Origin of the sequence: Sphingomonas sp. 179-A 2A2 NHS, from assembly GCF_045371305.1 — a bacterium.
Taxonomy (GTDB): domain Bacteria; phylum Pseudomonadota; class Alphaproteobacteria; order Sphingomonadales; family Sphingomonadaceae; genus Sphingomonas.
In genome coordinates, this window is the sequence record NZ_JBIQDE010000003.1 from 249453 (window position 1) to 268412 (window position 18960).

Sequence of the window (18960 nt, forward strand, 5' to 3'; positions counted from 1 at the left end):
ATTGCAAGGACAAACCTGTCCGGGTTCGGATGTAACCGTTTACCCTTATCCCTCGATCCGCGAGAAATCCGCGACGCCATGCACCGCCGCCCGAACGCGAGCCAGCAAGGCGAGACGCGCCGTGCGCTTGGCGGGATCGGCATCGTTCACGGTGACCGTGTCGAAGAAGGCGTCGATCGGCGCGCGCAGCGTGGCGAGCGCGGCCATCGCCGCCTCGAAATCCTCGTTGGCGACAGCATCGGCCGCCGCCGGCTCCGCGGCATCGAGCGCCGCCGCGAGCGCGGCTTCCGCAGGCTCCGGATCATAGGCACCGCTCACGGTCGGGGCGGAGGCCTCGATGCCTTCCTTCTTCAGGATGTTCGCGGCGCGCTTGTAGCCGGCGAGGAGGTTTGCGCCATCCTCGGTCCCGACGAACGATTGCAGCGCCTTCACCCGAGCGAGCAGGCGGACGAGATCGTCCTCGCCGCCGAGCGCGAACACCGCGTCGATCAGATCGTGGCGGACGCCGGCTTCGCGCTGCTGGACCTTGAGGCGGTCGGCGAAGAAATCGAGAACGTCGCCGTTGGCGATGCGCGACAGCGGGAAGCGGAGACCGTTGTCGAGGATCAGCGCGAGGATGCCCAAGGCCGAGCGGCGCAACGCGAACGGATCCTTGGAGCCGCTGGGCTTCAGGTCTGCGCCGAAGAACTGGGTGATGCTGTCGAGCTTGTCCGCCAGCGATACCACTACCGTGACCGGCGCGGTGGGGACGTCGTCGCCCTGCCCGACCGGCTTGTAGTGATCGCGGATCGCCTCGGCGACTTCGGCGGGCTCGCCCTGTGCGGCGGCGTAATAGCCGCCCATCAGGCCCTGGAGCTCGGGGAACTCGCCGACCATGCCGGTGACGAGATCGGCCTTGGCGAGGCGCGCGGCGCGCTCAGCCAACTGGGGATCGGCACCCTTGACGATGCCTTCCTCGGCCAGCCAGCGGGCGAGGTTTGCGACACGCTCTACCTTGTCGGCGACGGTGCCGAGCTTTTCGTGGAAGACGATCTTTTCGAGCTTCTTCGCCTGGTCGGCGAGCGGTACCTTGAGATCGGTTTCGTAGAAGAAGCGCGCGTCGGCGAGGCGCGCGGCGAGCACCTTGCGGTTGCCCTCCACGATCCGCTCGCCGCCATCCGATGCGTCGATGTTCGCGGTGCAGACGAAGGCGTTGGCGAGTTTCCCGCCGGCATCGCGGCAGACGAAATACTTCTGGTTCACGCGCGCGGTGAGCTGGATCACCTCGGGTGGCACATCAAGGAACGTCTCGTCGAAGCGGCCGAGCAGCGGCACCGGCCATTCGGTGAGGCCGGCGTTCTCGCTGACCAGCCCCTCATCCTCGATCAGCGTGAGGCCGGCCATGTTCGCGGCAAGCTTCGCGCCGAGTGCGATGGTGGTGCGGCGTTCGTTCTGGTCGACGATGACATGGCAGGCGCGCAGTTTCTCGACATAGTCGGCGGCGCTGCCGATGGTGATGACGCCCGGGTGATGGAAGCGGTGGCCGACGGTGGCCGCGCCGCTTTCGACGCCGGCGATCGCGCAGGGCACCACATCGTCACCGAACAGCGCGATGATGCCCTGCAGCGGGCGGACCCAGCGCGGGCTTTCGGTGGAGATCGACGCCTCGCCCCAGCGCATCGACTTGGGCCAGGGGAAGGCGCGGATGATCGCGGGGATCGCGTTAGCCAGCACATCGGCGGTGGCGCGCCCGGGCTTGTCGATCACCGCGAACAAGGTCGCGCGGCCCTTCACCTCGCGGGTCTGAAGCGCGTCGCGCGTCAGGCCGGCCTTGCGCAGGAAGCCTTCGACCGCAGCGTCAGGCGCGTCGGCGGGCGGGCCCTTCAGCTCCTCGCTCACCGCCGCAGTCTCAGCCGGCAGGTCGCGCGCGATCAGCGCCAGGCGGCGCGGCGTCGCATAGGTGACGAGTTCGGCCGCCTTCAGGCCAGCCTTGGCGAGTTCGGCGGTGAACAGGCGGGCGAGATCCTCGCGCGCCTTGTCCTGCATGCGCGCCGGGATTTCCTCCGAGCGCAGTTCGAGCAGAAAATCGGTCATGCCGCGCTCCAGTTCGGGAAGCGGGCTTTCCAGCCCTCGGCATTCTTTTCCATATACGCCGTGCAGGCACCCTTCGCGAGATCGCGGACGCGGCCGATATAGGCCTGACGCTCGGCGACGGAGATGACGCCGCGCGCGTTCAGCAGGTTGAAGATGTGGCTCGCCTCGATCGCCTGCTCATAGGCCGGGATCGGCAGCTTCGCGGCGAGGCAATTCTCGCACTCGGCCGCCGCCTTGCGGAACAGGTCGAACAAGGTGTCGGTGTCGGCGACCTCGAAATTCCAGGTCGACATCTGCCGCTCATTTTCGAGGAACACGTCGCCGTAGGAAACGCCCGCGTCGTTGAAGCGCAGGTCGTACACATTGTCGACGTTCTGGATGTACATCGCCAGCCGTTCGAGCCCGTAGGTGAGCTCGCCCGCGACCGGCTTGCAATCAAAGCCGCCCATCTGCTGGAAATAGGTGAACTGGGTCACCTCCATCCCGTCGCACCACACTTCCCAGCCGAGGCCCCAGGCGCCCAAGGTGGGGCTTTCCCAGTCATCCTCGACGAAGCGGATGTCGTGGCGGGTGAAATCGATGCCGATCGCCGCGAGGGAGCCGAGATACAGCTCCTGCAGATCGGGCGGGCTTGGCTTCAGGATCACCTGATACTGGTAATAATGCTGCAGCCGGTTCGGGTTCTCGCCATAGCGGCCGTCGGTGGGGCGGCGGCTGGGCTGGACGAAGGCGGCGTTCCACGGATCGGGCCCCAGGGCACGCAGCGTCGTGGCGGGGTGAAAGGTGCCCGCGCCCATGCGCATGTCATAGGGTTGCAGAATGGCGCAGCCCCGCGCTCCCCAATAGGAATGGAGGCGCAGGATCATGTCCTGGAAGCTCAATGGCGCGTCTGTTGAGGTGGCGTTCATCGCGCGGCGGGCAATGGCGGATGGCTCGCCAACAGGCAAGGCCCGCGCTAGGCTCTCGCCACCCCGAAGAGGAAGGTCTCAACCACTCGTGTTCCGTTCGCTGACTTCCGTATTCGCCAGCCTTGGCCTCGCCTTCGCGCTCCCCGCCTGCGCCGAGCCCGCACCGGTCGTGAAGCAGGATGCCGATCCCGCGCTGTGGGTGGTGAAGGACAAGGACACGACGATCTACCTGTTCGGCACGATCCACGTGCTGAAGCCGGGGCTGAGCTGGTTCGACGAAGCGGTGAAGAAGGCGTTCGACCGTTCCGGTACGCTGGTGCTGGAGATGGTGGAGCCGGATGCGGAGACGCAGCAGAAGGTGGTCGTCTCCAAGGCGTTCGACACCAAGGGCCCGCCGCTGACCGAGAAGCTGCCCGAGGGCAAGCGCGCCCAGTTCGTGAAGACGCTGGAGGAGAACAAGCTGCCCCTCGGCTCCTATGAGCGGATGCAGCCGTGGTTCGCCGCGATCAGCCTCAGCGTGCTGCCGGTGCAGAAGCTGGGCTATGACGCCAAGAACGGCCCGGAAGGCATCCTCACCCGCGCGGCCAAGGCGCAGAAGAAGCAGGTGATGGGCCTCGAGACGTTCGAGGGGCAGCTCTCGATCTTCGATTCGCTGTCCCAGAAGGCCCAGATCGAACTTCTCACCTCCACGATCGACGAATTGCCCAAGGCCGGCGAGACGATGAACCGGATGGTCGACAATTGGGCGAAGGGCGATCCCGATGCGCTGGCCGCGACGATGAACGAGAGCCTGAAGGAATCGCCCGAGGTGGCGAAGGCACTGCTGGTCGATCGCAACGCCAAATGGGCGGCCTGGATCGCGGAACGGATGCGCACCCCCGGCCGTGTCTTCATCGCGGTCGGCGCGGGGCACCTCGCCGGGCCCGACAGCGTCCAGGCGCATCTGCGCAAGTACAAGCTGAAGGCGGTACGCGTCAGGTATTGAGCGGCGACGCACGCCCCGCTCCTCGCGTGAGGATTGCCTTTCGCGCCTCTCCCCGCTATGCGCGCCCGCTTCCGGCCATGGTCATCCCTGGAGGCGTGGCGCGGAAGGACACACATGAGTTTCGGAGAATATCGATGAGCGACCAGTTGACGCTCGCAGCCGAGACGCGTGACCGGGTTGGCAAGGGAGCCTCCCGGGCGCTGCGTCGTGCAGGCCGCGTCCCCGCCGTGATCTACGGCCAGAACAAGGAACCCACCTCGATCCACCTCGAGGAAAAGGAGCTTGTGAAGGCGCTGGGCACCGGCCACTTCATGAACACCGTCGTGATGATCAACGGTGAGCGCACCCTGCCCAAGGACGTGCACTTCCACGCCGTGACCGATCGTCCGGTCCACGTGGACTTCCTGCGCATCGCCGCCAACACCACTGTCACCGTCGCGGTGCCGGTCGTGTTCGCCGACGAGGAAGAAGCACCGGGCCTCAAGAAGGGCGGCGTGCTGAACGTCGTTCGTCACGAGCTGGAACTGGTGTGCGACGCGGCCAACATCCCGTCGGAAGTCATCGTTTCGGTGAAGGGCCTGGACGTGGGCGATTCGCTCCACATCTCGGCGGTGACGCTGCCCGAGGGCACGCAGTCGGCGATCGATGACCGCGACTTCACCATCGCCACGGTGGTTGCACCGTCGGCGCTGAAGTCGGCCGAGGGCGACACGTCGACCGAGGCGACCGAGGAAGCTACGGGCGAGTAACATCGCCTGGTGCCGCCCGGGGCGGCACGGTTTCGCGGGCGGGTGGCGGCGACGCCCCCCGCCCGTTTTCGTTTGGCGCCAGTGAGACGATGGGATCGGAGATGCAGCTTTGGGTCGGCCTGGGCAATCCGGGCCCGCAATATGCGATGCAGCGGCACAATGTCGGCTTCATGGCCGTCGACGCCATCGCCGAGGTGCATGATTTCGGCGCCACAGCGAAGAAGTTTCAGGGTTGGGTCCGCGAAGGCCGGCTGGGCAATGAGAAGGTCCTGCTGCTGAAGCCCGCCACCTTCATGAACGAAAGCGGCCGCAGCGTCGCCGAGGCGCTGCGCTTCTACAAGCTGGGCGTCGAGGCGCTGACCGTGTTCCATGACGAACTCGACCTTGCGCCGATGAAGGTGAAGGTGCGCGTCGGCGGTGGGCTGGCCGGGCACAATGGCCTGCGCTCGATCGACCAGCATCTCGGGCCGGAATTCCGCCGCGTGCGCATCGGCATCGGTCACCCCGGCCACAAGGATCGCGTGACCGGCCACGTGCTCGGCAATTACGCGAAGAGCGAGCTTGATCCGCTGACCGACCTGCTCGGCGCACTGGCCTCGGAGGCGCCCACGCTCGCGGCGGGCGACGACGTGCGCTTCATGAACGATGTTGCGCTGCGGCTTCAGGGCTGACGGGCGCCCTTCCCCATTGCCGTGGCGCGCAGTATCGCGTGGCCGCCATGCTGTTCCCGCCCGACACCTGCCGCCGCCTCGTCGTCAAGATCGGCTCGGCGCTGCTGGTCGACCCGTCGGGCGCCGTGCGGCGCGAGTGGCTGGCCGGCATCGCCGCCGATGTCGCGGCGCGGGCGACTGCGGGGCAGCAGGTCGCGATCGTCTCCTCCGGCGCGATCGCGCTTGGTGCCCGCCGCCTCGGCCTGCCGCGCGGTGGCCGCGCCAGTCTGGAGGACGCGCAGGCCGCCGCTGCCACGGGTCAGATCGCACTCAGCCAGACCTGGGCCGAGGTGCTGGCCGCCAATGGCCTCACCGCCGCGCAGATGCTGGTGACGCTGGACGATCTCGAGGATCGCCGGCGCTACCTCAACGCCGCGGCGACGCTCGGCCGGCTGCTTCAGCTCGGCGCCGTTCCCGTCATCAACGAGAACGATAGCGTCGCGACTGCTGAGATCCGCTTCGGCGACAATGATCGCCTCGCCGCACGTGTTGCCCAGGCAGCGGGCGCACAGGGCGTGGTGCTGCTGTCCGACATCGACGGCCTTTACGATCGCAATCCTGCACAACCCGGCGCCGTCCATATCCCGGAAGTCGCGCAGATCGATGCGCGGATCGCAGGCATGGCGGACGATGGCTCCGCCTCCGGCATGGGATCGGGCGGCATGGTGTCGAAGATCGCCGCTGCCCGGATAGCGACCGGCGCAGGCGTCGCGCTCGCCATCGCTTCGGGGCGGATCGATCGCCCGCTCTCTACCGGCGCCCGCCACACGATCTTCCTTCCCGAACGCCGAACTGCCGCGCGCAAGGCCTGGCTTGCCGGTCGGCTGACGGTGAAGGGCACGATCCATGTCGATGCCGGCGCTGCCGAAGCGCTGGCCGCCGGGCGCAGCCTTCTCGCCGCCGGTGCTACCGCGATCACCGGCAGCTTCGCGCGCGGTGACGTGGTGGCGATCGACGGGCCAGGCGGCACGATCGCACGCGGCCTCGCCGAATATGACGCGGCCGACATGCAGCGGCTGCTCGGCCGGCGGAGCGAGGAGCAGGAAGCGCTGCTCGGCCATGCGCCGCGCGCCGCACTCGTCCACCGCAACCATATGGCCTTGCTGTGAGGGCGTTCGCATGATCCTCGCCATTACCGGCGGCACCGGTTTCGTCGGCCGTGCGACGATCGCGCGGGCGCTGGCCGCCGGACATCAGGTGCGCGCCCTCACCCGCCGTCCGCAGCCGCCGCGCGACGGCGTTACCTGGATTGCAGGCGCGCTTGATGACCAGGCCAGCCTCGATGCGCTGGTCACCGGCAGCGATGCGGTGATCCATATCGCCGGCGTGGTGAATGCGCCCGACCGCGCGGGCTTCGTCGCGGGCAACGTCACCGGCACCGCAGCGATCCTGGTGGCGAGCGGCTCGCGGCGCTTCGTCCATGTCTCCTCCCTTTCCGCGCGCGAGCCGCAACTGTCGATGTACGGCCAGTCGAAGCGCGATGCGGAGGAGTTGGTGATCGCCAGCGCCGCGGATTGGACGATCGTGCGGCCCGCGGGCATCTACGGCCCGGAGGATACCGAAATGCGCGACGTGTTCCGCCTGGCGCGCCTCGGCCTCGCCTTCCTCCCCCCGCCCGGCCTCGTCGGGCTGATCCACGTCGATGATTTCGCCCGCCTCCTGGTGGCGCTTGCCGAGCATCCGGGCGACCGGGCGATCTACGAAGTCGATGACGGCACCAGCCCGTCACATGCCGAGTTCGCGCAAGCGATCGGCCGCGCCGTTGGCCAGCGGGTGCTGCCGCTCCATCTCCCCAAGCCGCTGCTTCGCCTGGCGGCCGGGATCGACAAGCGCCTGCGCGGTGCCGGCGCGAAGCTGACGCAGGATCGCGTCGGGTATCTCAGCCATCCGGACTGGACGGCGCGCGCCGACATGCGCCCACCAGCCTCGCTCTGGACGCCGCAGATTCCGCTCGACCGTGGCCTCGCCGAGACGGCCCGCGGCTACGCCAAGCGATGACCACGCTTCCGCCGCATTCGATTGGCACGCCTGCGACACGACGCTAAGGAGCCGCCATGAGCGACCGCGACAGCATTTACGATACGATCACGACGCAGATCGAACCCTTCAACAAGAAGGGCGTGACGGTGACCGAGGCAACCACCTTCCAGGGCGATCTGGAATGGGATTCGCTGACGGTGATGGATTTTGTCGCCGCGATCGAGGACGAGTTCGATATCATCATCACGATGAACATGCAGGCCGAGATCGAGACGGTCGGCCAACTCGCCGACGCCGTGGCGAAGCTGAAGAACTAACACCCGCTCGTCCCGTACGAAGTCGAGGGACGTGCCGCAAACGCTGCGCGTGGTGCCTCGACTTCGCTCGACACGAACGGTTTGGGACTAGAATCTATGACCGAAACCGGCCTCCAGGCAGAAGCCCTTCCTGCCGAACCCGCTGCCGCGCCGGCCGAGCGGGATCTGTTCGATAAGTTCGCGCCGCTGATCGCGGAACGGCAGGCGCTGCTCGATTCCGGCCTGCGCGATCCGTTCGGCATCGTGATGGAGGAGGTGAAGAGCCCGACCGTCGCGGTGATCAAGGGCCGCGAGACGATCCTGCTCGGCACCTACAATTATATGGGCATGACGTTCGACCCGGACGTCATCGCCGCCGGCAAGGAAGCGTTCGACAAGTTCGGCAGCGGCACCAACGGCAGCCGCGCGCTGAACGGCACCTTCCACGACCACATGGAGGTCGAGCAGGCGCTGCGCGACTTCTACGGCATGTCGGGCGCAATCGTCTTTTCAACGGGTTACCAGGCGAACCTCGGCGTCATCTCAGCCATTGCGGGCAAGGGCGAGTATATCATCCTCGACGCTGACAGCCATGCGTCGATCTACGACGGCTGCGCGATGGGTAATGCCGAGATCGTCCGCTTCCGCCACAATTCGGTCGAGGACCTCGACAAGCGGCTGGGCCGCCTGCCCAAGGAGCCGGGCAAGCTCGTCGTGCTCGAGGGCGTCTATTCGATGCTGGGCGATATCGCGCCGCTGAAGGAGATGGTCGCCGTCGCCAAGAAGCATGGCGCGATGGTGCTGGTCGACGAGGCGCATTCGATGGGCTTCTTCGGCCACAACGGCCGCGGCGTTTATGAGGACCAGGGCCTGCAGGACCAGGTCGATTTCGTGATCGGCACCTTTTCCAAGTCGGTCGGCACGGTCGGCGGTTTCTGCGTGTCGAACCACCCGAAGTTCGAGATCCTGCGCTTCGTCTGCCGGCCGTACATCTTCACTGCCAGCCTGCCGCCCGCCGTCGTCGCCTCGGCGACCGCGTCGATCCGCAAGCTGATGCACGCCAAGGACAAGCGTGAGCGGTTGTGGGCGAACACGCGCCAGCTGCACGCCGGGCTCAAGGCGCTGGGCTTCCGGCTCCCGACCGAAACGCCGGAATCCGCCATCGTCGCGGTGCTGCTCGATGATCAGGACCAGGCCGTGCGCATGTGGCAGGGGCTGCTCAATGCCGGTCTCTACGTGAATGTCGCGCGCCCGCCCGCGACGCCCGCCGGCATGTTCCTGCTGCGCTGCTCGGTTTGTGCGGAACATAGCAGCGACCAGATGAGCCGCGTCGTACAGATGTTTGAAGAAGCAGGGCGCGCCACTGGCGTGATCGGCTGAGCCGTCGGCTTCTTCCGCGAGCATTTCGTCTCTGATACTCACCTGTACGTGATCATGGACGAAGGCACGAGCGCGGCGGCCGACGCTCCACACGGCCTGCGCGGCGCCTGGCGCACCATCATGCTGGTAGTGATGGGGGTGCTTGGCGTCGGCGTGCTCGTCGCCCTGATCCTGACGCTGGGCGAGGCGAACCGTCAGCGCAATCGCGCGATCACGCTTCAGTCGCGAAGCTATGACGTCATGGTGCTGGCGCGTACCCTCTCGGGCACGATCGCCCGGTCGGAGGCGTCGCTCGGCCGCTATGTCATCTCCGGCGACAAGCAGCTGGGTCGCCTGTATTTCGAGGATTGGCGGCGCGCCGGGGAGCAGTTGCAGCGCCTAGAGCAGCTGACCCGCGACAGCGACGAACACATTGCTCGCCTCCAGCGCCTGCGCCGCGCCTATGCGGAGCGGGGGGAGCAACTGTCGCTGACGGCTCTTTCCACCAATTACGGAAAGAACGCACAGGCGCTGTCGCGCTACTACCAGGCGCGCAATTCCGCCTCCCTCGACGAGATTAACCGCGTGCTGGACGAGATCATCGCCGGGGAACGCGGGGTGCTGGAGCGGCGCACGACGGAAGCAATGACGCTGGTGGAGCGTTCGACGCGCGCGGCGTTCGTACTTTCATCATTCGGGGTCCTGCTGTTGCTGGGCGCGATTGCGCTTGGCTGGCTCACGGTGCGCGCATTGACCGAACGCGCGACGGCCAAGGCGGAAGCCGAGGCTGAGCGCGCCCGCGCCGAGGAACTGGCCCTCGCCGTGGCTGCCGCGACCGAGGAGTTGCGCGTGCAGGAAGCGCGGCTGCGACAAGTGCAGAAGATGGATGCGGTCGGACAGTTGACAGGTGGAATTGCGCACGATTTCAACAACATGCTTGCCGTCGTTACCGGCGGGATCGAACTTGCGCGCCGATCCCAGGCAGCCGGGCGCGACGATGTCGCGCGCCATCTAGCGAGCGCGGCGGACGGCGCCGCGCGCGCTGCCGAGCTCACCCGCCGGCTACTGGCGTTCGCGCGGGAGGAAGCGATCAACCCGGAAGCGATCCCGGTCGGAGCGCTGATCGCCGGGATGCGTGACCTCCTCGACCGCACGCTTGGGGATGGCGTTCTGGTCCAATTCGTCGACGAGTCCGGCGACGCCTGCGTCTGTGCCGACCGGGTACAGCTTGAAAACACGCTCCTCAATCTTGCCGTCAACGCGCGCGATGCGATGGAGGGTCGCGGCACGCTGACGATCACCGCCGCCACCGAGACGGGGGACGGCCAAGAGCGCGTGGTGATCACCGTTCGCGATACTGGCTGCGGCATGACGCCCGAAGTGGCGGAGCGCGTGTTCGAGCCGTTCTTCACCACCAAGCCGGTCGGCAAGGGCACCGGCCTTGGCCTCAGCCAGATCTTCGCCTTCGTCCGCCAGCAGGGCGGCGATGTCGCGATCGACACCGCGCCCGGCGAAGGCACCGCCGTTCGCATCAGCCTGCCGCGCGAAACCGTTGCGACACCATCGGCGGCGGTGCCGGAGCTGCTGCCGACCCCCTCGGAAGACGCAGCCGGGCTGACGGTGCTGGTGGTGGAGGATGATCCGCGGGTGCTCGCTGCCACCGTCGGCGCGCTGGAGGAACTTGGCCATCACGCCATCCGCTGTGACGACCCGCTCGCCGCACCCGCGCTGCTCGACGCGAACCCGGCGACCGATCTCATCATCAGCGACGTGCTGATGCCCGTGCGAACCGGCCCGGAGATGATCGCCGCGCTCGATCCGCGCCACGCGCATCTCGCAGTGCTGTTCGTCACCGGCTTCGCGGGCGAAACGACGGAGGGGTTCATCTTCAACGGCCACCATGTGCTGCGCAAGCCGTTCACGCTGAACGCCCTCGAGCGCGCGATCGCCGAGGCCTTGTCGCGCCGGCGCGCCGCTTCGCCGCACGGGATCGCCGCAGAGTAAAAGCACACCGCGGAACATCCTTCCACGCCGGAACATTCAGGGCTGGCACTCCCCGCCCCGTTGCCTATACCGGCCACCCCAACCGAACGATCCGAGCCCCTGTCCAGCCGCCCATGAAATCGATCGATCGCTACATGGCCCGGCTGATCGCGCTGCCGTTGTTCTCAACGCTCGTGATCTCCGCGATGCTGCTGGTGCTCGATCGCATGCTGCGCCTGTTCGACTTCGTCGCGACCGAAGGCGGGCCGGTGAACGTCGTGTGGAAGCTCTTGGCAAACCTGCTGCCGGAATACCTCGGCCTCGGCATCCCGATCGGTCTGATGCTTGGCATCCTCCTCGCCTTCCGCCGCCTTGCGACCTCGTCGGAGCTGGACGTGATGCGCGGGGTGGGCATGAGCTACGGCCGGCTGCTTCGGGTGCCGTACATGTATGCGACGGTGCTCGCGCTCGTGAACCTCGCCATCGTCGGCTATATCCAGCCGCGCGCGCGCTACGCCTACGAAGGCCTACGGTTCGAGCTTCGCACGGGCGCGCTCGGCGCCTCGATCAAGGTGGGCGAGTTCACGCATCTGGGCGACCGGATGACGCTGCGGATCGAGCGCAGCCGCGAGAAGGGCCGGGAGCTCTCGGGCATCTTCGTCCACGCGCAGACGCCAAAGGGCGACTGGATCGGTGTGACGGCGCAGCGCGGGCAGTTCCTGGCGACCGACGATCCCAACACCATCATCTTCCGCCTGACGAACGGCACGCTCGTCCATAACCGGCCGGAGTTCGCGACACCGCGCGTGCTGACCTTCACCGCGCACGACTTGCCGATCGACCTGCCCCGGTTCGAAAGCTTCCGCGCGCGGGGCGGGCGCAACCTCGAATACACCATTCCCGAACTGGCGCGGATCGGCGCCAGCGGCGAGAGCGAACAGGCACGCGATGCCAGCAAGTCGGAACTTTATTTCCGCTTGGCTGAGGTGCTGACGATGTTCCTGCTGCCGCTGCTGGCCGTATCGCTGGGCGTGCCGCCGAAACGGTCGACCTCGGCGATCGGCGTGTTCCTGTCGATCGTGATGGTCGTGGCGTACCACAAGGTGAACCAATATGCCGCTTCGGTCGGCGAGCTTGGCCGGGTCGATCCGTTCATCGCGCTGTGGACGCCGTTCGCAATCTTCGCCGCGCTTATCATCTGGATGTATTACACGCTCGCCTATGTCCCTGGCGGGCAGCCGATCGGCGCACTAGAGCGCGCGGCCAGCAAGGCGCTGAAGTTCATCACCAGCCGCCTGCCCGGCCGGCGCCGGCGGGAAGCGCGCGCATGACCTCGTTTTTCCCTTCGCGCACCGTCGCGCTCTACATGGGCCGAATGTTCTTGGTGCGCACCTTCGGCATCCTCGCCGGACTGGTACTGGTCCTCCAGGCGCTCGATCTGCTGGGTGAATCCGGCAAGATCCTGGCGATCCCAGGCAATGGTGACGCTGAGGTTTGGCGCTACATGTCGCTGCGCGTGCCAGAGATCATCGCCCGCTTTTTGCCCTTCTCGGTTCTGCTGGGCACGATCCTGACGCTGATCACGATGAACCAGAACAGCGAGATCGTCGCGCTGAAGGCCTCCGGCCTTTCCGCGCACCAGGTGCTGGCGCCGCTGATCCTCGCCAGCGTCGGCATTGCGGGCATCAGCTTCACCTTCAACGAACGGATCGTGGCGCGCGCCACCTCGACGCTCGATCAATGGCAGAAGGTGAATTACGGTCCGCTGCCGATCGATCGGGGCGAGCGATCGAACGTCTGGGTGCGTACCGACGACGATCTGATCGAGGTGGACCAGATCAAGGGCCGTGGGGACGCGGCGCAGCTTGGCGGCATCACCCTCTATGAGCGTGATCGCGGCAGCCTTCGCGCGATCGTCACCGCGCCGCGTGGCTGGCGCAGCGGGGATGGCTGGGCGATCGGCCCGGCGCGCCGCTTCGACGTGGCGACCGGCAAGATCACTCAGGTCGGCCAGATGGTCATCGCGCGCGGCGTGACCCCGGATCAGTTCACTTTGTCGACGGTCGACGCGGATGGCATGACCTTCGGGCAGCTGCGCGCCGCGATCGACGATCTCAGCGCCGCGGGCCGGCCGACCAAGTCGCTGGAAGGCGCGCTGTGGCACAAATTGTCGGGGCCGCTGTCGTCGGTGCTGATGCCGCTGCTGGGCGCAGTCGCCGCCTTCGGCATCGCGCGCTCGGGCAAGCTGTTCGTCCGCGCCGTGATCGGCATGGCACTTGGCTTTGCCTATTTCGTCGCGGATAACTTTGCGCTGGCGATGGGCAATCTCGGCGCTTACCCGCCGTTCCTCGCCGCCTGGGCACCGTTCCTTCTGTTCCTGCTGATCGGTGAGGCAGTGCTGATCCGGACCGAGGAATAGGCTCCCGCCGCACTGGCAGCGGGAGCGTCACGCAGGTTTACGCCGTCGTGCGGCCGTATTCCTGCTTCGTCACCGGGTGGCTGGACGACAGGCCGCCATCGACCGCGATCGCCTGCCCGTTGACGTAGCTTGCGTCGTCCGAAGCGAGGAACAGCGCGACCTTCGCCAGCTCCTCCGGCTGCGCGCCGCGGCGCAGCGGGTTGAGGCGGCCGACGCGGTCGATCTTGCCCGCGTCACGGGCGTAATCGAAGACGGACTTGGTCATCCCCGTCTCCGTCAGACCAGGGCAGATCGCGTTGACGCGCACGTTCGATCCCGACAACTGCTGCGCCGACACCTGGGCGAGGTTGATCACCCCGGCCTTGGACGCGGAATAGGCTGGCGACCCGGCGCCCGAACGGATGCCGGCGACGCTTGCCGTCAGGATGATCGCGCCCTGCCCGCGCTCGGCGATGCGCGGCGCGGCGTGCTTGATCGCCAGAAACGGGCCGATCAGGTTCACGCGCAGCACTTCGGTGATCAGCGCTACGTCCGTATCGAAGATGTTGGCCATGCCACCCGAGATGCCCGCATTGGCGAACATCACGTCGAGCCCGCCGAACTTGTCGCAGGCGAGCGCGACGGTGCGCACGACATCTTCCTCGCTGCCGGCATCCATCTCGATCGCATGCGCCGTACCGCCGGCGGCGCGGATCGCCTCGACCGTCTCCTCCGCCCCCTTCTTGTCGGCCGCGATGACCCGGCCACCCTCGGCGGCAAAAAGCGTTGCGGCGGCGCGGCCGATGCCGGAGCCGGCACCCGTCACGATGATCGATTTGTCGGTGAACCTAGCCATGTCTCACTCCGTTGGCGCCGGCGTGGAAGAAACGCCCCCCGTGCCTCGCTTTATCAATACTTCCGCGCCCCTCACCTGAGGAGCGGCGGGATCAGATCGTCACGCCGCCGTCGATCACCATCGTCTGGCCGGTCATGAAGCCGCTGGCGCGCGACGCGAGATAGACGACCGCGCCCGCGATCTCCTCCGGCTCACCGATGCGGCGCAGCGGCGTCGTGCGGTTGCGTTCGGCAACTGCCGCCTCGTCTTCCCATAGCGCCTTGGCGAAATCTGTCTTGATCAGGCCCGGGGCGATGCAGTTCACGCGGATGCCGTGGGCGCCATATTCATGCGCCAAGTTGCGGGCGAGCTGCATGTCGGCCGCCTTGCTGATGCAATAGGCGCCGATCACGGTCGATCCACGCAGGCCGCCAATCGACGAGACGATGACGATAGAGCCTTCCTTGCGCTCCTTCATCTCGGGCGCAACCATCGTGATCAGCCAGTGGTTGGAGAGGATATTGTTGTCGAGGATCTTGCGGAACTGCTCGTCCGCGATCCCTTCCTGCGGCCCGTAATACGGGTTGGACGCGGCGTTGCAGACCAGGCAGTCGATCCGCCCGAACTCGCGCCGGCTCTGGTCGACGAGATGCTGCAGCGCCGCCTTGTCGGAGATGTTCGCGGCAATCGCCACCGCCGTGCCCGGCCCGAACCGCGCGTTGATCTCGTCCGCCACCTCTTCGCAGGCATCCTGCTTACGGCTGGAGATCACCACCTTTGCGCCCTGCTCGGCACAAGCGATTGCGCTGGCCTTGCCGATCCCGCGCGAGGATCCGGTGATCAGGACGGCCTTGCCGGTCAGATCGAACAAACTCATGGCTCACTCCCCTCCCGCTTGCGGGAAGGGCTGAAGGTGGGCCGGCCCGCAAGTGATTGCATAAAGGGGGAGGAGCATGCCCCTCCCCGATCCGTGCCCGCCGACAGGCAGGCGTTACGCGGTTGCGCCGGCCTTCTGTGCGAACTGCCAGGCCGCATCGGCCAGCATCGGCACGCGTGCGCTGGTCGCCTCGGCATTGGCGCTGGACGCCGTGCCGATCAGGAAGCGCTTGCGGATACCCTGGACGATGGAGGCAAGGCGGAACAGGTTGAACGCCAACAGCCAGTTTAGATCCGGAACGCCATCCCGCCCGGTCTTCTCGCAATAACGCGCGACGACTTCCTCGACGGTCGGGATGCCGGTCTCCGGCCCGGTCAGGCCCATCACGCCCGAGCGGCCCTCCGGCTCGGTCACCCAGCTGATCAGGAAATAGCTGAGGTCGGCGAGCGGATCGCCCGTCGTGCAGAGTTCCCAGTCGAGCACCGCGGCGACGCGCGGTTCAAGGCCCGGTGCGAACTTCATATTGTCGCAGCGGTAATCGCCATGGACGATCGTGGTGCGGGTCTGCTCGGGAATGGTGCGCGGCAGCCATTCGATCAGCCGCTCCATCGCCGGCATACGCTCGGTCTCGGCACCGCGATACTGCTTCGTCCAGCGGCTCACCTGCCGCTCGAAGTAATTACCCGGCCGCCCGAAATCCTCGAGCCCCGTCGCTTTCAGATCGACATTGTGGAGCGCCGCCAGGGTATCGATCATCGCATTGTAATGCGCGCGCCGGGTGTCGGCATCCATGCCCGGGAAGGCGCCGTCCCAGATCGTGCGGCCGTCCACCATCTCCATGACGTAGAAGGCCGAACCGATGACGCTGTCATCCTCGCACAGGCCATATTGCCGGGGCACCGGGAAGCCGGTCGGGTGGAGCGCGGCCATGACGCGATATTCGCGATCAACCTGGTGCGCGGACGGGAGCAGCTCGCCCATCGGCTTGCGGCGAAGCACGTAGTTGCGCCCCGGCGTCATCAGCTTGTACGTCGGGTTCGATTGTCCGCCGGCGAACTTCGCATAGGTCAGCGGACCCGCGAAGTCCGTGACGTGGGCTTCCATCCAGGTGTAGAGGCGATCGGTGTCCAGCCGATCGCGCTCGCTGATCTCCGCCTGGAGGCCGGTATCTTCCGCCACGGCCGTGCTCATTGATCGAACACGATCACGCTGCGCGTCGCATCGCCCTTGCGGAGTTCGTCGAACGCGTCGTTGATGCGGTTGAGCGGCAGGCGCTCCGCGATGATCGTGTCGAGATCGAGCATGCCGCGCATGTAGAAATCCACCAGGCGCGGGATGTCGACCGGGAAGCGGTTCGACCCCATGATGCCCCCCTGCAGCTTCTTGCCCGACAGCAGCTCCATCGCGGAAAGGCCAACCTTCTGGTCGAGCGGCATCATGCCGAGGATCGTCGCGGTGCCGCCGCGGCGAAGCACGTCGACCGTGGTCTGCGCCGACTGCGGCCGGCCGACAGCTTCGATCGCATGATGGACGCCGCCCTTGGTGAGTTCCACCACTTCGCCGACGACACCTTCCTTCATCGGATCGAAGGTATGGGTCGCGCCCAGCTTCTCGGCGACGGCGCGCTTCTCAGGCACCGGATCCAGGGCGATGATCTTGCCCGCGCCGGCGATCTTCGCGGCATTCACCGCGGCAAGGCCAATGCCGCCGCAGCCGACGACGCAGACCGTCTCGCCCGGCGTCACGTCCGTGGTGTTGAACACGGCGCCGGCGCCCGTCGTCACGGCGCAGCCGATCAGCGCGGCACGGTCGAGCGGCATTTCCGGGTCGATCGCGACGCAGGCATGCTCGTGCACCAGCATCTGTTCGGCATAGGCCGACAGGTTCAGCATCTGGTTGACGTTGCCGCCGTTCGCCAGGCGAAGCCGCGGCTCCGCCGTTGGCCCACGGCGCGTCTCGGCGCTGACGCACAGGAACATGCGGCCCGTGATGCAGAACTCGCAATGGCCGCAGAAGGCGCTGAGGCAGGTGACGACCGCATCGCCAACCTTCACCGTGCGCACTTCATCACCCACCGCCTCGACGATGCCGGCGGCCTCGTGCCCCGGGATCGCCGGCAGCGGATGCGGATAGACACCGTCGACGAAATGAAGATCGGAACGGCAGACGCCGCACGCGACGGTGCGGATCAGCACCTCGTGCGGGCCGGGCTTGGATACGACGACGTCCTCGATCTGGAGCGGCGCCTTGGTTTCAAAGATGACGGCGGCTTTCACGGTCTCTCTCCATTATTCTCACGAATGATCGTCACCCGGCCGCCAAGCCCGCAACCGCGATGGCTGGCAGCGGGCTCCGGGTCCGGTCCTGTGACGAAAAGGCTCAGCGCGATACGCCGATATCACCACTCGAAATCTCGGCACCGCGCGGCGCGCCGCGATCATTCGCGATCTCCGCCTTCCAGTCGCCGTACTTGCCGAATTCGTTGCGGGCGATGGCGCGGGCGTGAACCTCGTCCGGGCCGTCGGCGAGGCGAAGCGTGCGCTGCGAAGCCCACGCATGCGCGAGGCCATAATCCTCCGCCACACCGCCGCCGCCATGCGCCTGCACCGCATCGTCGAGGATGCGCAGCGCCATGTTCGGCGCGAACACCTTGATCATCGCGATTTCTTGGCTGGCCGCCTTGTTGCCCGCCGCGTCCATCGTCTGCGCTGCCTTGAGGCACAGCAGACGGGTCATCTCGATCTCGATCCGGGCCTGCGCCACGCGCTGCTCCCATACCGAGTGATCGGAAATCCGCTTGCCGAAGGCGACGCGGCTGAGGAGGCGCTTCGCCATCTTCTCCAGCGCCACCTCGGCGACGCCGATCGTGCGCATGCAGTGATGGATGCGGCCCGGCCCGAGCCGGCCCTGCGCGATCTCGAACCCGCGGCCCTCGCCGAGGATGACGTTCTCGACCGGCACGCGCACGTTGGTGAAGCTCACCTCGCCATGGCCGTGCGGCGCATGATCATAGCCATAGACCGACAGCATGCGCTCGATCTTGATGCCCGGCGTATCCATCGGCACCAGGATTTGGCTCTGCTGCTGGTGGCGCGAGCCCTCGAAGCTCGTCTTGCCCATCAGGATGCCGATCTTGCAGCGCGGATCGCCCACGCCTGACGACCACCATTTCACGCCGTTGATCACATAATGATCGCCGTCACGCTCGATCCGAGTCTCGATGTTGGTGGCGTCGGACGAGGCGACCGCCGGCTCGGTCATCAGGAAGACGGAGCGGATCTCGCCGTTCATCAGCGGGCGAAGCCACTTCTCCTTCTGTTCCAGCGTGCCATAGCGATGCAGCACTTCCATGTTGCCCGTGTCCGGCGCGGAGCAGTTGAAGCACTCGCTGGCCCAGCCGATCTTGCCCATTTCCTCGGCGCACAGCGCATACTCGAGGTTGGTGAGCTGCGTCCCTTCGAACTCGAACGTCTCGTCGACATGCGTCTGGCCCGAGTGCGGCGGCATGAAGAAGTTCCAGAGCCCGGCCGCCTTGGCCTTGGCCTTCACCTCTTCGATGACGGGGATCACCTTCCAGCGATCGCCAGTGTGCGCCTGTTCGTGATACTCGGCCTGCCGCGGCGCGATCTCGGCGTCGATGAAGGCCTTCACGCGGTCCCTGAAATAGGTTTCGCGCTCGGTCAGGGTGAAGTCCATAGCATCCCTCCGCTCGATATTTGCGCCGGCTGTAGAACGTACCGCATCTTCGGTAAAGCATCAGAATCGCGGCCGAACGCGCTGCCCTGACGCTTGCGACAGGCCGTGTAG

17 protein-coding genes are annotated in these 18960 nt (G+C 66.7%); 10 read left to right on the forward strand and 7 right to left on the reverse strand.

Annotation, left to right across the window (positions count from 1 at the left end; genetic code table 11):
* Nucleotides 1-45: 45 nt before the first annotated feature.
* Both glyS and ACH0AE_RS07575 read right to left on the reverse strand, forming a co-directional pair.
* Entirely contained in the window at nt 46-2073 is a 2028-nt protein-coding gene (gene glyS / locus ACH0AE_RS07570; RefSeq protein WP_294441813.1) for a glycine--tRNA ligase subunit beta, read from the reverse strand.
* The gene (locus ACH0AE_RS07575) at nt 2070-2939 is read right to left on the reverse strand and encodes a glycine--tRNA ligase subunit alpha (RefSeq protein WP_294441812.1); all 870 of its coding nucleotides are present in this window, start codon (nt 2937-2939) and stop codon (nt 2070-2072) included. The genes glyS and ACH0AE_RS07575 overlap by 4 nt, the downstream gene beginning before the upstream one ends.
* Before the next feature lie 130 nt (nt 2940-3069).
* Between ACH0AE_RS07575 and ACH0AE_RS07580 the strand changes: the two genes are divergently transcribed.
* From ACH0AE_RS07580 to lptG, 10 genes are all read left to right on the forward strand, one after another.
* A complete protein-coding gene (locus ACH0AE_RS07580; RefSeq protein ID WP_294441811.1) occupies nt 3070-3966 on the forward strand; it encodes a TraB/GumN family protein in 897 nt (298 codons plus the stop codon).
* A 134-nt stretch (nt 3967-4100) separates the two neighbouring features.
* A complete protein-coding gene (locus ACH0AE_RS07585) occupies nt 4101-4715 on the forward strand; it encodes a 50S ribosomal protein L25/general stress protein Ctc (protein WP_294441810.1) in 615 nt (204 codons plus the stop codon).
* Nucleotides 4716-4816: 101 nt separating this feature from the next.
* Nucleotides 4817-5386: an aminoacyl-tRNA hydrolase gene (pth, locus tag ACH0AE_RS07590; RefSeq protein WP_294441809.1), complete on the forward strand. Its 570-nt coding sequence runs from the start codon at nt 4817-4819 to the stop codon at nt 5384-5386.
* 47 nt (nt 5387-5433) lie between these two features.
* Complete coding sequence (gene proB, locus ACH0AE_RS07595) at nt 5434-6534, forward strand: glutamate 5-kinase (protein WP_294441850.1); 1101 nt, start codon at nt 5434-5436, stop codon at nt 6532-6534.
* 10 nt (nt 6535-6544) lie between these two features.
* Nucleotides 6545-7423 carry an NAD(P)-dependent oxidoreductase gene (locus tag ACH0AE_RS07600; RefSeq protein ID WP_294441808.1) on the forward strand — a complete coding sequence of 293 codons (879 nt, stop codon included), beginning with the start codon at nt 6545-6547 and terminating at the stop codon, nt 7421-7423.
* A 56-nt stretch (nt 7424-7479) separates the two neighbouring features.
* Nucleotides 7480-7722, forward strand: a complete 243-nt coding sequence (locus tag ACH0AE_RS07605) for an acyl carrier protein (RefSeq protein WP_294441807.1) — start codon at nt 7480-7482, stop codon at nt 7720-7722.
* Nucleotides 7723-7818: 96 nt separating this feature from the next.
* Nucleotides 7819-9081 (forward strand): serine palmitoyltransferase, encoded by a 1263-nt coding sequence (spt, locus tag ACH0AE_RS07610; protein ID WP_294441806.1) that lies wholly within the window; start codon nt 7819-7821, stop codon nt 9079-9081.
* 54 nt (nt 9082-9135) lie between these two features.
* Complete coding sequence (locus ACH0AE_RS07615; protein ID WP_294441805.1) at nt 9136-11064, forward strand: ATP-binding protein; 1929 nt, start codon at nt 9136-9138, stop codon at nt 11062-11064.
* A 113-nt stretch (nt 11065-11177) separates the two neighbouring features.
* Nucleotides 11178-12374: an LPS export ABC transporter permease LptF gene (lptF, locus tag ACH0AE_RS07620; RefSeq protein ID WP_294441804.1), complete on the forward strand. Its 1197-nt coding sequence runs from the start codon at nt 11178-11180 to the stop codon at nt 12372-12374.
* Nucleotides 12371-13462, forward strand: a complete 1092-nt coding sequence (gene lptG, locus ACH0AE_RS07625; RefSeq protein WP_294441803.1) for an LPS export ABC transporter permease LptG — start codon at nt 12371-12373, stop codon at nt 13460-13462. The genes lptF and lptG overlap by 4 nt, the downstream gene beginning before the upstream one ends.
* 37 nt (nt 13463-13499) lie before the next feature.
* On the opposite strand, the gene ACH0AE_RS07630 is transcribed toward lptG, so the two are convergent.
* From ACH0AE_RS07630 to ACH0AE_RS07650, 5 genes are all read right to left on the reverse strand, one after another.
* Nucleotides 13500-14297, reverse strand: a complete 798-nt coding sequence (locus ACH0AE_RS07630; protein WP_227770394.1) for an SDR family NAD(P)-dependent oxidoreductase — start codon at nt 14295-14297, stop codon at nt 13500-13502.
* Between the two features lie 91 nt (nt 14298-14388).
* The gene (locus tag ACH0AE_RS07635) at nt 14389-15153 is read right to left on the reverse strand and encodes an SDR family NAD(P)-dependent oxidoreductase (protein ID WP_294441802.1); all 765 of its coding nucleotides are present in this window, start codon (nt 15151-15153) and stop codon (nt 14389-14391) included.
* A 114-nt stretch (nt 15154-15267) separates the two neighbouring features.
* Nucleotides 15268-16344, reverse strand: coding sequence for a phosphotransferase family protein (locus ACH0AE_RS07640; protein WP_294441801.1), 1077 nt, complete (start codon nt 16342-16344; stop codon nt 15268-15270).
* The gene (locus tag ACH0AE_RS07645) at nt 16341-17429 is read right to left on the reverse strand and encodes a Zn-dependent alcohol dehydrogenase (protein WP_294441800.1); all 1089 of its coding nucleotides are present in this window, start codon (nt 17427-17429) and stop codon (nt 16341-16343) included. Before ACH0AE_RS07645 ends, ACH0AE_RS07640 begins: the two co-directional genes overlap by 4 nt.
* Before the next feature lie 103 nt (nt 17430-17532).
* Nucleotides 17533-18849, reverse strand: coding sequence for an acyl-CoA dehydrogenase family protein (locus tag ACH0AE_RS07650; RefSeq protein ID WP_294441799.1), 1317 nt, complete (start codon nt 18847-18849; stop codon nt 17533-17535).
* Between the last annotated feature and the right edge of the window lie 111 nt (nt 18850-18960).

What these genes read in the sequence shown, in the direction of transcription:
- glyS (WP_294441813.1), bottom strand. Translation starts at nt 2,073, where the DNA reads ATGACCGATTTTCTGCTCGAACTGCGCTCGGAGGAAATCCCGGCGCGC.
- ACH0AE_RS07575 (WP_294441812.1), bottom strand. Translation starts at nt 2,939, where the DNA reads ATGATCCTGCGCCTCCATTCCTATTGGGGAGCGCGGGGCTGCGCCATT.
- ACH0AE_RS07585 (WP_294441810.1), top strand. Translation starts at nt 4,101, where the DNA reads ATGAGCGACCAGTTGACGCTCGCAGCCGAGACGCGTGACCGGGTTGGC.
- pth (WP_294441809.1), top strand. Translation starts at nt 4,817, where the DNA reads ATGCAGCTTTGGGTCGGCCTGGGCAATCCGGGCCCGCAATATGCGATG.
- proB (WP_294441850.1), top strand. Translation starts at nt 5,434, where the DNA reads ATGCTGTTCCCGCCCGACACCTGCCGCCGCCTCGTCGTCAAGATCGGC.
- ACH0AE_RS07600 (WP_294441808.1), top strand. Translation starts at nt 6,545, where the DNA reads ATGATCCTCGCCATTACCGGCGGCACCGGTTTCGTCGGCCGTGCGACG.
- ACH0AE_RS07605 (WP_294441807.1), top strand. Translation starts at nt 7,480, where the DNA reads ATGAGCGACCGCGACAGCATTTACGATACGATCACGACGCAGATCGAA.
- spt (WP_294441806.1), top strand. Translation starts at nt 7,819, where the DNA reads ATGACCGAAACCGGCCTCCAGGCAGAAGCCCTTCCTGCCGAACCCGCT.
- ACH0AE_RS07615 (WP_294441805.1), top strand. Translation starts at nt 9,136, where the DNA reads ATGGACGAAGGCACGAGCGCGGCGGCCGACGCTCCACACGGCCTGCGC.
- lptF (WP_294441804.1), top strand. Translation starts at nt 11,178, where the DNA reads ATGAAATCGATCGATCGCTACATGGCCCGGCTGATCGCGCTGCCGTTG.
- lptG (WP_294441803.1), top strand. Translation starts at nt 12,371, where the DNA reads ATGACCTCGTTTTTCCCTTCGCGCACCGTCGCGCTCTACATGGGCCGA.
- ACH0AE_RS07630 (WP_227770394.1), bottom strand. Translation starts at nt 14,297, where the DNA reads ATGGCTAGGTTCACCGACAAATCGATCATCGTGACGGGTGCCGGCTCC.
- ACH0AE_RS07635 (WP_294441802.1), bottom strand. Translation starts at nt 15,153, where the DNA reads ATGAGTTTGTTCGATCTGACCGGCAAGGCCGTCCTGATCACCGGATCC.
- ACH0AE_RS07640 (WP_294441801.1), bottom strand. Translation starts at nt 16,344, where the DNA reads ATGAGCACGGCCGTGGCGGAAGATACCGGCCTCCAGGCGGAGATCAGC.
- ACH0AE_RS07650 (WP_294441799.1), bottom strand. Translation starts at nt 18,849, where the DNA reads ATGGACTTCACCCTGACCGAGCGCGAAACCTATTTCAGGGACCGCGTG.